This window comes from Chloroflexota bacterium (genome assembly GCA_023475225.1).
Taxonomy (GTDB): Bacteria; Chloroflexota; UBA6077; order FW602-bin22; family JAMCVK01; genus JAMCVK01.
Genome location: JAMCVK010000026.1, coordinates 1 through 12,981 on the forward strand (window position 1 = coordinate 1; position 12,981 = coordinate 12,981).

At 53.9% G+C, this 12,981-nt stretch carries 13 protein-coding genes and 1 pseudogene; 5 read left to right on the forward strand and 9 right to left on the reverse strand.

Features of this window, described 5'->3' with window-relative positions:
- Window positions 1-228: 228 nt before the first annotated feature.
- The gene (ruvB, locus tag M1136_05705; protein MCL5075133.1) at window positions 229-1,254 is read left to right on the forward strand and encodes a Holliday junction branch migration DNA helicase RuvB; all 1,026 of its coding nucleotides are present in this window, start codon (window positions 229-231) and stop codon (window positions 1,252-1,254) included.
- Between the two features lie 53 nt (window positions 1,255-1,307).
- Here the strand turns inward: ruvB and M1136_05710 are convergent, their stop codons facing one another.
- Window positions 1,308-1,829: an epoxyqueuosine reductase QueH gene (locus tag M1136_05710; GenBank protein MCL5075134.1), complete on the reverse strand. Its 522-nt coding sequence runs from the start codon at window positions 1,827-1,829 to the stop codon at window positions 1,308-1,310.
- A 227-nt stretch (window positions 1,830-2,056) separates the two neighbouring features.
- Here M1136_05710 and M1136_05715 point away from each other — a divergent pair, with 227 nt between their 5' ends.
- A complete protein-coding gene (locus M1136_05715) occupies window positions 2,057-4,180 on the forward strand; it encodes a GAF domain-containing protein (GenBank protein MCL5075135.1) in 2,124 nt (707 codons plus the stop codon).
- 19 nt (window positions 4,181-4,199) lie between these two features.
- Window positions 4,200-4,844 (forward strand): response regulator transcription factor, encoded by a 645-nt coding sequence (locus M1136_05720; GenBank protein ID MCL5075136.1) that lies wholly within the window; start codon window positions 4,200-4,202, stop codon window positions 4,842-4,844.
- Here M1136_05720 and M1136_05725 read toward each other — a convergent pair.
- From M1136_05725 to M1136_05755, 7 genes are read right to left on the reverse strand one after another with little or no spacing between them, the layout of a single operon-like run.
- Window positions 4,837-5,415, reverse strand: coding sequence for a CDP-alcohol phosphatidyltransferase family protein (locus M1136_05725; GenBank protein MCL5075137.1), 579 nt, complete (start codon window positions 5,413-5,415; stop codon window positions 4,837-4,839). The two genes, M1136_05720 and M1136_05725, sit on opposite strands and share 8 nt — an antisense overlap.
- A 17-nt stretch (window positions 5,416-5,432) precedes the next feature.
- Complete coding sequence (locus M1136_05730) at window positions 5,433-6,632, reverse strand: glycosyltransferase family 4 protein (GenBank protein ID MCL5075138.1); 1,200 nt, start codon at window positions 6,630-6,632, stop codon at window positions 5,433-5,435.
- Between the two features lie 2 nt (window positions 6,633-6,634).
- Complete coding sequence (locus tag M1136_05735; protein ID MCL5075139.1) at window positions 6,635-7,405, reverse strand: PHP domain-containing protein; 771 nt, start codon at window positions 7,403-7,405, stop codon at window positions 6,635-6,637.
- A 34-nt stretch (window positions 7,406-7,439) separates the two neighbouring features.
- A complete protein-coding gene (locus M1136_05740) occupies window positions 7,440-8,300 on the reverse strand; it encodes a hypothetical protein (GenBank protein MCL5075140.1) in 861 nt (286 codons plus the stop codon).
- A 12-nt stretch (window positions 8,301-8,312) separates the two neighbouring features.
- The gene (locus tag M1136_05745; protein ID MCL5075141.1) at window positions 8,313-9,269 is read right to left on the reverse strand and encodes a lysophospholipid acyltransferase family protein; all 957 of its coding nucleotides are present in this window, start codon (window positions 9,267-9,269) and stop codon (window positions 8,313-8,315) included.
- Window positions 9,253-10,353, reverse strand: a complete 1,101-nt coding sequence (locus M1136_05750; protein ID MCL5075142.1) for an inositol-3-phosphate synthase — start codon at window positions 10,351-10,353, stop codon at window positions 9,253-9,255. Before M1136_05750 ends, M1136_05745 begins: the two co-directional genes overlap by 17 nt.
- 48 nt (window positions 10,354-10,401) lie before the next feature.
- Entirely contained in the window at window positions 10,402-10,767 is a 366-nt protein-coding gene (locus tag M1136_05755) for a metalloregulator ArsR/SmtB family transcription factor (GenBank protein ID MCL5075143.1), read from the reverse strand.
- A gap of 136 nt (window positions 10,768-10,903) precedes the next feature.
- On the opposite strand from M1136_05755, the gene M1136_05760 reads away from it, so the two are divergent.
- Both M1136_05760 and M1136_05765 read left to right on the forward strand, forming a co-directional pair.
- Complete coding sequence (locus M1136_05760) at window positions 10,904-11,764, forward strand: hypothetical protein (protein MCL5075144.1); 861 nt, start codon at window positions 10,904-10,906, stop codon at window positions 11,762-11,764.
- A 14-nt stretch (window positions 11,765-11,778) separates the two neighbouring features.
- Entirely contained in the window at window positions 11,779-12,675 is an 897-nt protein-coding gene (locus M1136_05765) for a dihydrodipicolinate synthase family protein (GenBank protein ID MCL5075145.1), read from the forward strand.
- Window positions 12,676-12,708: 33 nt separating this feature from the next.
- Here the strand turns inward: M1136_05765 and M1136_05770 are convergent.
- Window positions 12,709-12,849: pseudogene (locus M1136_05770) on the reverse strand (cell wall metabolism sensor histidine kinase WalK).
- Window positions 12,850-12,981: the final 132 nt, after the last annotated feature.

Consider the following 12,981-nt stretch of genomic DNA (forward strand, 5'->3'; position numbering starts at 1 on the left):
CAGTTTCGCTGCCGAAGGCAACTAAGGCCAGTCCTTGGCGGCCTGCAGCTAATCATCCTTGGCGTAGGCAGGTAATGGTGACAAAATCACTGAACAATTAGGGTGACATTTTCACTGGACAACAACAGGTAACCAGCCACCCGCGCGCTAGCCTTAGCTGTCTTCCTCCTGCGAAGCACTTTTGCTATAATGGGGCTTGGTTGTACTCAATATAAGCAGGAATAGAAGATGATAGAGCGAGTTGTATCACCGAAACTGCGCGAAGAGGATATCGCCATCGACGCCAGCTTGAGGCCAAAGCGGCTGGTGGAGTATATCGGACAGGAGAAGGTCAAGGAGAATCTCAAAATCCTGATCGAGGCAGCAAAAGCGCGGGGAGAGGCGCTGGATCACATCTTAATCTATGGTCCGCCCGGCTTAGGCAAGACGACCCTGGCCAACGTCATCGCCAACGAGATGGAGGTTAAAATCAAGATCAGCTCCGGGCCGGCCATCTTTATTCCGGGTGACCTGGCCTCGATCCTTACCAGCTTGCAGAAGGGTGATATCCTCTTCCTTGATGAGGTCCATCGCCTGAGTCGGGTGGTGGAGGAGGCCCTCTATCCGGCGATGGAGGAGTTCGCCTGGGATATGATCTTGGGTAAAGGGATGGCCGCGAAGAGCATCCGTCTGAAGCTTCCCCATTTCACGGTCATTGGGGCGACAACGCGCTATGCCCTACTCAGCTCCCCCTTACGCGACCGCTTTGGGGCCACCTATCGCCTCGACTTCTACGATGAGGAGTCAGTACGGAGGATCGTTCATCGCTCGGCCCGCATCCTCGATGTGAAAATAGAGCCAGGAGGGACTAACGAAATCGCCCGCCGGGCGCGGGGGACGCCCCGCGTGGCTAATCGCCTCCTGAAGCGGGTGCGCGATTATGCCGAGGTTCGCGCCGCCGGGGTGATTACCGAGGAGGTGGCCAAGCAGGCGTTGGCGATGCTTGAGATCGACGAGACAGGGCTGGATGACATTGACCGCAAGGTGCTGATGACGATCATCGAGAAATTCAATGGTGGGCCTGTTGGCATTGAGACCATCGCTGCCGCAGTCAGCGAAGAGGCAGATACCATTATGGATGTCTACGAACCGTATCTCTTGCAGCTCGGTTTCATCGCCCGTACCCCCCGAGGGCGTGTCGCCACTAAATTAGCCTACGACCATTTAGGCATATCTTACAAGGATCGCTTGTCTCAACAGGCGACACTATGGTAGCTGTCCAAAAAACTTACTCTGACGGTACGGATGTTTTTTTTAGGGATACCTCTTTAAGATCCACTGAGGCTGAAGGTGCAGCCACAATACTTTTGCCTGTAGAGTCCAGACTCCTTAGCCAGCATACGGCTTTGCCAATACCCTGCTTTGAAATCGGCGTAGTAAAATTGAAGCGCATACCTTTCGGCCAGCTCCTGTCCGATTTGGCCTAGGATCTCCTCATCCTGATAGGGACTGATCAGAAGTGTCGTTGTGAAACCTTCATATCCCAGCGCCTGGGCCTTAGCGGCCGTCCGCTCCAGCCGCAAACGATAACAATGCCGACAGCGCCCAGGCTTCTCGGTTTCCTGGCCAATGGCGGCAAAGTATTGTTGTGGATCATAGCTATCCTCCAGGATTGGGAGTCCGATTCGAATGGCAAAATCCTGTAAAGTCGCGCGGCGGCGCTCATACTCCTCTGCTGGGTGAATATTGGGGTTGTAAAAGTAAGCGGTGACTTCGTGTCCCTCTGCGGCCAGGACCTGGAGGACATAGGTGGCGCATGGGGCACAGCAGGTATGTAACAAGATCTTCACGGCCGAAAAAATCCCTCTATCTTTTTAGGTAACCCTGTTATCTGAATCTATGTCTATTCCGGATTATAGGGATTATTTGGGCAAATAACAACCTTCAAATCAATATCTCGAGGGGGTTGGCCTGGTCCACACTGGGGCATTTTGCCTTCCGCTCTTGCTCTGGTACAATGCTCTGAAGTGAAGATAAGAATCAAGGTTCGGCGAGTCTGACCCTCAAGAGCACGATTGTGAGAACCCTGTTCAGCCATAACATAGTTTTGGTCTTTTTCATCTATGGGCTGGCCTTTTTCACTATGGGCGTAGCTGTGGCCCTGGAATGGCGCAGGTCCAGCGGCATGAAGATGGCCAGCGCTTTGGGTTACTTAGCTGGCTTCGGCTTACTCTCCGGCCTGAGTGGCTGGCTAGAGATGTTTCTGGCCATCTCCCGTTCAACCCCCGGCCCTACCACTGTTCTCCTTCACCAGATTCAGCCCACCAGTTGCCTCTCATGCCACGCCACTCCAGTTACGACCGGAGCGGCAGTAGTGTTGGGAGGCATCGAGGTTTCATCGTTGCTAAAAGCAATCCTTCTCGCTGCCGGGGCTTTTCTCCTTATTCAGTTCGGAGTGAGGCTGATTCTTATAACCACGGATAAGTACCGTTGGTTGTCCTGGATGCCGTTCATCCTCCTGGCCCTTTGGGTGGCAGGGCTGCTGTTGGTTTGCCTCCCTGCTAGAGCGATCGCTGCCGAGTGGCTGACCATGAGCGGAATTCTGACGCGTTATCTGCTCTATTTGCCAGGGGCCATCCTGGCTGCTATAGCCCTGGCCTCTCAGCGTCCCCTCTTCCAGGCGATGGACCTATCTCAGATTGCGCGAGATTGTGGCTGGGCATCTGCTCTCTTCGGCCTTGACGCTCTCATTACTGGGCTTGTTGTGCCCGGCGCGGCATTCTTCCCGGCCTCAGTGCTCAATTATGGAACATTCTTCGCCGCTGTTGGCGTACCGGTACAGGTATGGCAAGCCACATTCGCTACCTTGATTGCCTACTTTATCGTGCGCATTCTGCGCATCTTTGAGATCGAGCAGAACAGGCAGCTGGAAAAGGCGATCCAGGAGCGTTTCCAGGCTCAACAACAGACGCTTGAGGTACAGCGGCGGGCTCAGGAGGAGGCCGAGCGATGGAGCAAGGAACTGGAAGGGAAAGTAGAAGAACGGACAAGGGAGCTTGAGCAGCGTCATAGGGAGACGGAGGCCCTCTATAACGTCGGTCTGGAGATCACGGCCTTGGCCGGCATTGATAAGATTTTGCATTCAGTTGTGGAGAAAGCGCATCAGCTCTTGGGCAGCGAGGTGGTCGCTCTCGCTCTCTTTGATGAGGAGCGCCAGGAGATATTTATGAAGGCGACCAGTGGGGTTCGCACGGAGGAATTCAAGCAGATTCGGCTAAAACCGGGACAGGGATTGGCGGGCAAGGTCATCGGCAGTGGTGAGCCGGTTGAGATCGAGGATTACTGTACATCGCCGACGATCACCCACGAGATGGATCCGATAGTGATGGCGGAGGGATTGCGTTCTCACCTGGCTGTTCCTCTGAGAATCGGGGAAAGAGCGTTTGGAACGCTGTACGTTGCTTATCGAGAGGTGCATAAATTTACTCAAGCGGATATAATCCTGTTAACCCGTTTGGCTAATCAGGCGGCCATCGCTATCGAGAACGCCAGACTTTATGATCAAGTGCAAAGACTAGCCGTTCTGGAAGAACGTGACCGGATCGGGCGCGAGATGCATGACGGTTTGGCTCAAGTATTGGGCCTGCTGAGCCTGAAAAGCAGGATAGCTGGGGATCTACTCCTCCAGGGGGAGGTTGGGAAGGCCAGGGCAGAGATACAGGAGATGGAACGAGTCTCGGAAGACGCCTATGCTGATGTGCGTGAGGCTATCCTCGACCTGCGGACAACCGTATCGCCGGGTCGGGGGCTAATCTCTACCCTTACTGAGTATCTCCATAAGTTCAGTCGTCAACATGGTATCCATACCGAGCTTATCGTTGGTGATGGCTTTGACGCTAACTTTTCTCCTACCACTGAGATTCAACTCATTCGCATCATACAGGAAGCGCTGACTAACGTGCGCAAGCACGCTCAATCTACCAGAGCTTGGGTCCGCCTTGATCTCATAGATGGCCAGCCCCAGATAAGCATCGGGGATGATGGGCAGGGATTTGATGTCACCCAAGTGGCCCTGGCGCGAGGAGAACATTTCGGGTTGGAGACGATGCGCGAGAGGGCTGAAAGCGTGGGGGGCGCGTTTGAGATACAATCAAGCCCTGGGCGGGGAACAAAGATCATTGTGAGCTTACCTATTGCCTAGTAGAAGGGGAGTGAGAAACTTGGAACTGATACGGCTGTTATTAGTTGACGATCACGTTCTCTTCCGCAAGGGACTGAGTAGCCTGATCGCTCAGCGTGAAGAGATGCAGGTGGTAGGTGAGGCTGGAGACGGACAGGAGGCATTAGAGAAGGCTAGGGAACTGAAACCAGGCCTCATCCTGATGGACATCCATATGCCTGGTTGCGATGGGCTGGAGGCTACTAGACTGATTAAGCAAGAGATGTCTGACATTAAGATTCTGATGCTTACTGTCTCCGACGAAGATGAGGATCTCTTCGGTGCCATCAAGAATGGGGCCCAGGGCTACCTTCTGAAGAACATCCATCCTGAGCAACTGTTTGGAATGATCCAGAGTGTTTTTCAGGGGGAAGCTCCTATCTCCGGTACGATTGCGGCTAAGATCCTGCGCGAGTTCGTCCGTCAAGGAGCGGTCGAAATGGCGCCTGTAAGAGGAGAGCTATCCTTGCGAGAAAGGGAGGTGTTGCGACTGGTTGCTGACGGAGCCACGAATCGCCAGATCGCCGTGCAGTTATGCATCACGGAGAATACAGTGAAAAATCATCTGTGCAACATCTTAGAGAAGCTACACGCTCAGAATAGGGCCCAGGCCGCAACTTACGCCTTGAGTAAGGGGCTTATCTAGTAGGCCTCGTCGTTCGCCAAACGTATAGGACGCGCTGCACTGCCGTTAGATTGACCAGGATGGCCAAAACCCAGAGGGTAAGGTAGACTTGATTGAGGAGCAACCCCAATCCCAATAAGATAACCCTTTCAGGGCGGGCGAACAATCCCACCTCGCAGCGCAGTCCTAATCCTTCAGCCCGTGCCCGCGTGTAACTCACCATCAATGAGCCAACAATCACAGCGTAAATGAGCAGGGCCTCGTGTCCCCGCCCGGCGTACAGCACCAGAAGGCCGAAATAGATAACAGCCTCAGAATAGCGATCGATGGTGGAATCCAGGAAGGCACCAAAGGTGGTCATCCTCTGAGTCACCCTAGCCAGGGCGCCATCTAGGATATCGAAGGCGCCCACCAACAGAACTAAGGTTCCACCGATAAGCTGCTGACCCGAGGCGATGATTGCGGCCACAAGAACATTCAGAAGGAACCCCAGGATGGTGAGGGCGTCAGGACTCAGCCCTGTACGAGCGATGCCCCTGGCGACGTACTCGGCGCCTCGACGGACCCGCCGCTTGAGTCGGTCGCTTAACATCTATTCCCTGGCCTAAGTTAAGTGAGGAGGATGAGTGGTAAGCCAGGCACCCGGAGAGGTGACGGTTGTGGCAGAGGACTTTGGATGGGAGCCATACCACAACTGCGCATAACGCTCTGGTAATAATTCAGGACGCGACGGGCGACCTTCGACCAGGAATAATCCTGCGCTTTAAGTGCTCCTCGTTGACCCATCTCGTAACCCAATGATGGATCCTGTAAGAGGCGTATGAGTGTCTCAGCCAGGGCCTCCTCATCCTTAGGGGGCACAAGCAAGCCATCTACACTGTCGCTGACTACCAAACGATAACCCTCAATGTCTGAGGCGACTACCGGTTTACCTGAGGCCATCGCCTCTAACAAGACGATACCAAAGCTCTCTCCTCCGGTGGAGGGGGCGCAGAAAACGTCGCATGTGCGGTAATAGCGAGGAAGCATATCTGCGGTGACATAGCCGGTAAAGATTATATCTTGAAGGTTATGGCGAGCCACGTAGGCCTCGTAACGAGCCTTTACTCCCTCGCTATAGGCCCCAACAACGATCAGCCTCGCCTGCGGTAGGGCTCGTTTTACCAGCGGGAAGGCCTTCAAAAGGTATTTAAATCCCTTTCGCTTCTCCAGACGTCCAACAAAAAGAATATTCAATTTCCCATCGCGCAGCTCAGCGATGGGGGGAACATCGCCCCCGAATCGTTGGAGGTTGATACCATTAGGAATGATCGTGTAGTCTCCTGGGAAGTGGCGGCTGACGAAGCCGAGCGCTGCTTCAGAGACAGCGATGCGCCCATCGAGCTTATTGAAAAACCTTTTCAATATCGGTTTGGCGTAAAAGTAGGCTATGTTGGTGCCCCAATAGGCGTGAAAGGTGCCTATATTCAATGCTCGCGAGTGATGCAGCACCGTGAGAGGCAGCGCTGGCAGCATAGGCTCGTGTAGATGAACGACATCGAACTGCTCATGATCCAGGATACGCTTGACCCGACCTGATAGACGAAGGGACAGGGTGATGCGCGCTACAGATCCATTAGCTGGTATAGAGACGACATTACCCACCTTGATGATATTCTCCCGGGCGAGCTCCTCCTTGTCACTGGAGGAGGGAGCGATAATCTTGACCTGATGCCCCAGCCGTCTAAATTCTTCTTCCAGGTGGTGGATATGCTGCGTCACACCCCCGGGATAGGGATAGTCATAAGGTGAAACCAAAGCTATTTTCATAGTCATTTACCCTGTCCCCAAATCCCATTGATCACCTTAGACACCTTCTGTCCAGGATGGATGACCAAGCTCTTAAATTGTTGACTGGCCATCCCTCGCAAGTGGTCCTCAGCGGTCCAGAAGCGGCCAGCGGCCTTCGTCTTCTTTTCGACTAAACTAAGTTTGAAGTCGGCTGCCGTACGCCCCTCGAAGAGTGTATAGGCAGTCCCGATGAGGGGGAGGTTATGGGAATCACTACCCCCAACCTCTGGTAACCCCAGAACAGCCTCATTAAACTGTCTGGCCTGCTGATAGGCCACCCTTCCAGCGATACTGGGATTCAACATCTCAATCCCATCTAAATATATCATACCACAATCGCCCGTACGGGTCATTATACGCTTCAGCACACGCCGTCCTACGCTGAGGGTAAGCCAGCTCATCGGGTGGGGTACGATGCAGACCCCTCCCTGTTCGTGGATGGCTTCGATCGTCTTTTCCAACGATTGGAGCATTCGAACGGGTCTCTCAAGGAATAGGCCGATCAGGTGGCCATCGAGCGTCGTCACCTCCATCCCAATGACTACCTCGAAGCGGTAGTTGTATCTAGCAGCCAGCTCGCGTGACTCATAAGCCCCCATGATCTCATCATGATCGGTAATGGCGATTAGGTCCAGGTCGGTGTGCTCCTCGACATAGTCCATAATCTCCTGAACGCTGGCCACACCGTCTCCAGTGGCGCTGTGAATGTGCAGATCAGCTCGCCCGATCACCCTAGTATCACCCATTGTCATCTGTCCGCTCTCTCCTTAGCCGATATTGGAAGGCTCAGTCAGCCCAGATGGGTTCAAAAACTACCCATTGGTCTGGCTCTTGCCGGATGAACTCCTCTATGATTGTAGCTATCCGTTGGGTGTTCACCTGCGTGTCATAGGTCGGGTTGCCGGAAATCTCCAGTTCCAGCGGTGGGTAGATGTGGACAGCGTAGGCGTGATCCGCTAGACGCTCACTACGTGCTGGGAGGATCCTTGCCCCTGTCCGTAAGGATAATACTACTGGAGCATTGGAGATTTTCGTCGTTTCCCCAAAGAAACGAACGGAAACGCCGCTTTGCTGGATATCACGGTCGACGACGAGGCCCACGATCTCGTTCCGTCGCAGCGCCTGTTGCACAGCTTTCAATGCCCCCTGATCAAGAGGTATCAATCTTAGTCCTTTACTGGCTCTAGTTCTGTTCACCAGTTCGAAAAGACACTGAGGCTTGACATGCTCCACCGGTATAGTGATGGAATATGAATGAACCCTGGCCATTTGGGCGACCAGATCGAAGTTCCCCAGATGAGCCGAGACAATGATGACTCCCCGCCCCCCCTGCAATGCCTGCTCCAGATATTCCCAACCGTGTACGGTGACAATCCGTGTGAGCTCAGCGAGGTTCAATCTTGGAATACGGAAAAGGTCGTAATAGTTCCTTGCTCCGCTGCGGAAGACACCTCGTACAGTCTCCCGGAGCCGTCCATCTTCAGTTGGACCAAGGACGCGGTGTAGATTGCTCTCCACGTTATGACGCACTCTAGGTTGGCACCAGTAGGCGATGTCAGCCAATAGGGTAACCAGTCGATAACCCAAGCGCAAAGGTAATAGTGGCACGATGGCGCTGCCTAAACGGAAGAGGATATAGGTCAACATAGGTGGGTTTGCTTAACCGACCAGTTGCGCCATGGCCCCGCCGTGCGTCCACAGCTGCCTGAACACAAACCATTGATCCGGATACTGTTTAACCCACTCCTCAAGCCGATTCATCAGTTGTTGAGTGATCACCTGAATATCTTTAGCTATGTCGCCTGTCGGCTCCACTTCTACTGGTGGGGTTATTGCCCCATGGAAGGTGTTGTCGGGTTGGCGGATCAGGTAGCCAGGGAGCAGTTTGGCTCCCGTCTTAAGGGCGAGCAGGGCTGGGCCGGCAGGAATGGTGACCTGACCACCGCAGAAGTTGACGATGACCCCATTTTCGCCAGCCGGACAATCAATTAGTAGGGCTAAGACCTCATTCTGCCGCAGAGCGCGCACTATCCGCTTAGCGGCCATCTCGATGGGGATGATTCTCATCCCCATCTGCATGCGTTGGCCCTGAATCAACTCATCTAAGCGTTGAGGCTGAAAGGTCTCCGCGATCACATTCAGAGGGTAACCACGTAAAGCGATGGCCGCTCCGGCCAGGTCCCAATTGCCCAGATGGAATCCGCAAAAGATCGCTCCCTTACCCTCTTTAAGAGCGTGATCGAGGTGTTCCCAACCGGAAGAACAGATCAAGCGCTCCACATCGCTCTTCTTGAGCACGGGGAAGCGCAGAAATTCAACCATATATTTGAAGTAATTTCGGAAGGCGCTACGGGCCAGGCGAGCTATGGTCTTCTCATCAGTGCCATCGCCAAGTATCTGCCGAATGTTCTCCTTCGCTGTTTGGCGAAGGCGGTGCCAGGTCAGATAGATGAGGTAGGAGATGCTCACGACGATGGCGTAGCTGACCCGAACGGGCAGAATTCGAGCTAAAAATCCGCTGAGGCGAATCACCCAATAAGTGAGGTTAAACTGATTGGCTAGCTCGATGAATCGCCTCCACCATTCCTTACGGTTCGCTTTAGGCTGCTCCTCCACTTGTTCCCTCCTGCTCGCTCTGGCGGATGAACTCCTCCACCATCTCCCTGGCCTGAGCATCGGTGTATTGCACAGGTGGCGATTTCATGAAGTAGGCTGATGGAGCCTCGATGGCTCCACTGAGTCCACGGTCGAGGGCCAGTTTACAACAACGGATGGCATCGATGACCACGCCAGCTGAGTTGGGCGAATCCCAAACCTCCAATTTCAGTTCCAGGTTCAAAGGAACATCACCAAAGGTTCGTCCCTCCATCCGAATATAGCACCACTTACGGTCAGTTAACCAGGGCACATAGTCGCTCGGACCAACGTGGACGTTGTCCGAGCCTAAGTCGTAGTCCAGTTGGGAGGTAACCGCGTTTGTCTTAGAGATCTTTTTGGACTCCAGGCGGGAACGTTCAAGCATATTATAGAAGTCGGTGTTCCCCCCAAAGTTCAGCTGATAAGTACGCTCCAGCTTGACTCCTCTTTCGCGAAAGAGCCTGGTTAGAACGCGGTGGGTGATGGTGGCTCCTACCTGGGACTTAATATCATCGCCGATAATCGGCAAGCCGCGATCCATGAATCGTTTCTGCCAGTACTTCTCCCGGGCGATAAAAACAGGAATGCAATTGATGAAACCACAACCGGCATCGAGAACCTGTTCAACGTACCACTTGGTGGCTTCCTCACTACCGACCGGTAGGTAGCTGACCACCACGTCGGTCTTGGTCTCTTTCAGGATACCCACAATATCGGCCGTGGAGCCAGGCGCCTTCTCGATTATCTCCAAGAGGTATTTGCCAAGCCCATCGTGGGTCATGCCTCGTTCAACGCGTAGCCCTAATGGTGGCACATCGGTGAACTTGATTGTATTATTGGGTTTGGTAAAGATGGCTTCGGCCAGGTCTTTGCCCACCTTATTCTTGTCGATGTCGAAAGCAGCGCTGAACTCGATGTCACGGATGTGATATCCGCCGAGATTGACGTGCATCAACCCTGGAACGAAATCATCCTCTTTGGCATTACGGTAATAAGCGATTCCCTGCACAAGTGAAGAGGCACAGTTGCCTACGCCGATGATGGCTACTCTGATCTTACCCAAGGTTCCAATCTCCTTTCTGTTTGATCCTTATCCCCTTTTACGCCCTTATTAAAGGGGAACTGGGGATGGGGGGCAACGATATTCAGGGTCTTTTAGTGATAGGGGATCGCGGGTTTCCCCGCATAGCTCGTTCAAAGCGCCTTGGCATTGGGCGAGGCGATTCCGATTCAAGGCGCAATATACCTGTCGCCCTTCGCGATGGGTACTCACCAGCCCTGATTTGCGCAATATGCGCAGGTGCCATGACATCAGTGGTTGACTGAGCTTGATCGACCTGGCCAGATCAGAAACATTCATTTCCTCATATTTGGCCAGCTCATAGAGAATACGCAAGCGGGTTACATCAGCCAGGGCGCGGAACGCCACCTTTAGCTCTTTCACTTCGATTTGCTCCGTCAACACATAAAGAAGCATTTATATATTAGGCCATCCCAGGGCGATTGTCAAGCCCCCGTTTCTACAACCCAGCCCGCCGCATATTGACTTTGCTCGCTATGGCATGGTATGGTCTTCACCGTAATCAAATACTACGGGCAACGGAGGCCATAAAATGCGCTGGTATGCTGCACCTTTCCTCCTGATCGTGCTTGCCGTTGTACTTACCCCACCAACTCTGGTAGCCAGCCAAAGTAAAGGACAACAGCCGGAGCAGCAGATCCTCAGTCTTACGCCGTCCCTTAGTTCTACGCCTGCAAAGGTCTATCTACCCCACATCGCTAAGTCCTATCAGTGGCCCTTTAGTGATGATTTCAGCAATCCAGGCGGCGGCTGGCCTAGCGGAGATGATGCTGTAACCTCAGTGGGGTATGTCGATGGCGAGTATCGCATCCTGGTCAAGCAGGCGAATTACGTTGTGCGCGCTGGGCACAGTCTTAGCACTGCTGACTTCAGGGCTGAGGTCGATGCGCGGGCTGTGGCGAGTACCAATGGGACTTATGGGCTGTACTTTGGCTCGGGAGATGCGGGTTTTTACCTGTATGAGGTCTACAACGGGCAATACCGGCTCGAACGTTACAACCGGTCGGCTAAAACCTGGACCACGCTCACATCAGGTGGGAACACGGTGATCAGGTCGGGCAACCAGACCAATCGTCTGAAGGTGGTTCGAAGGGGGACCTATATAGAGCTCTATGTGAATGGGCTGCAGATTGGATCGACGTACGATAGCACGCTGGGGAGCGGCTACGTTGGCCTCGCCGCTGGCGCATTTCAAGCGAACTTTGAGGCCCGTTTCGACAACTTCCTTCTCGTGTTCGATGCGACAGATATGACCACACAGGCCGTCGGGCCGAGGGCCGAGACCGGGGCTGGGAGTAAACTGCACTTGATCGGGCCAGAGGAGAATAGTGCTGTGGAAGCACTGCCGTTCCGTATAATCACTGTGCCGATGGACATCCTGCAGCCAAAGTAATAACGAGGGAGACGATGAACAGGGATTTTTCACTGGCTGGTATCTTTCCCCCCATCCCTACCCCTTTCGAGGGTGACGGCATAGCCCATCAACACCTGGCGCAAAACCTTGAACGCTGGAATCGTACCCCCCTGGCCGGTTTCGTCGTTCTAGGGTCCAATGGGGAATATGTTTACCTAACCGAGCAGGAAAAGGAGGCCGTGATCGCCACGGCCAGGCAACATATTCCGGCGGATAAGTTGCTTATCGCCGGAACCGGCGCTGAGAGCACCCTGGCCGCTATCCGCCTAACCATGAGAGCGGCGGAGATGGGCGCTGATGCGGTCCTGGTAGTCACCCCTCACTACTTCAAAGCGCAGATAACTACCAAGGCCCTTTGGGAACATTATCGAGCCATCGCCGACAGGTCGCCACGGCCGGTGATAGTCTACGACGTTCCCGCCTTTACGGGCATCGACCTTACGTCGGAACAGATTTTGACCCTAGCCCAGCATCCGAACATCAAGGGCATCAAGGTCAGCAGTCCCAACATCGTCAAAATAGGAGAAGTGTTACGGTCCTGTCCCCTGCACTTCGTCGTACTGGCTGGGTCACAGAGCCTGCTCTACCCCGCCCTCTGCCTGGGAGCCATCGGGGGAATCTTAGCCCTGGCTAACATCGCCCCTCACGCCTGTGTACAGATACTTCGGTTGTTCCAATCTGGGCAGCACGAGGAGGCGAGGGCTCTGCACTTGCGGATGTTACCGCTTAACCGGGCCGTAACGGCCAAATATGGGGTAGCCGGTTTGAAGGTGGCCCTGGATCTCCTCGGCTATTTCGGGGGTGAACCACGGCTGCCCCTTCAGCCCCTAACCAGTGAACAGAAGGAAGAGATCAAAGAGCTCCTTAAAGACAGCGGGCTATTGGACTGAGGGGAGACCGCAGGGGCTGAGGTGACGGTTGACTCACACAGCTGTCTTTTCGGTAGAGAGGGGCAAACTGAAATAAAAAGTGCTCCCTTTGCCCACCTCGCTCTCTGCCCAGATATGGCCACCGTGGGCCTCTATGATGTATTTACAAAGGGTTAAACCAAGTCCTATTCCTCTTATCCTGTATCCAGATTCAGGCTGGCATTTATTCTGGTGATGAGCTCACTTAACAGTGTCAACTGTTCCAGGTGTTGCGAGGGCGTTTGCCTTTGCAGTTCTATCTTGTCCTCGATCTCCATACCCCATACT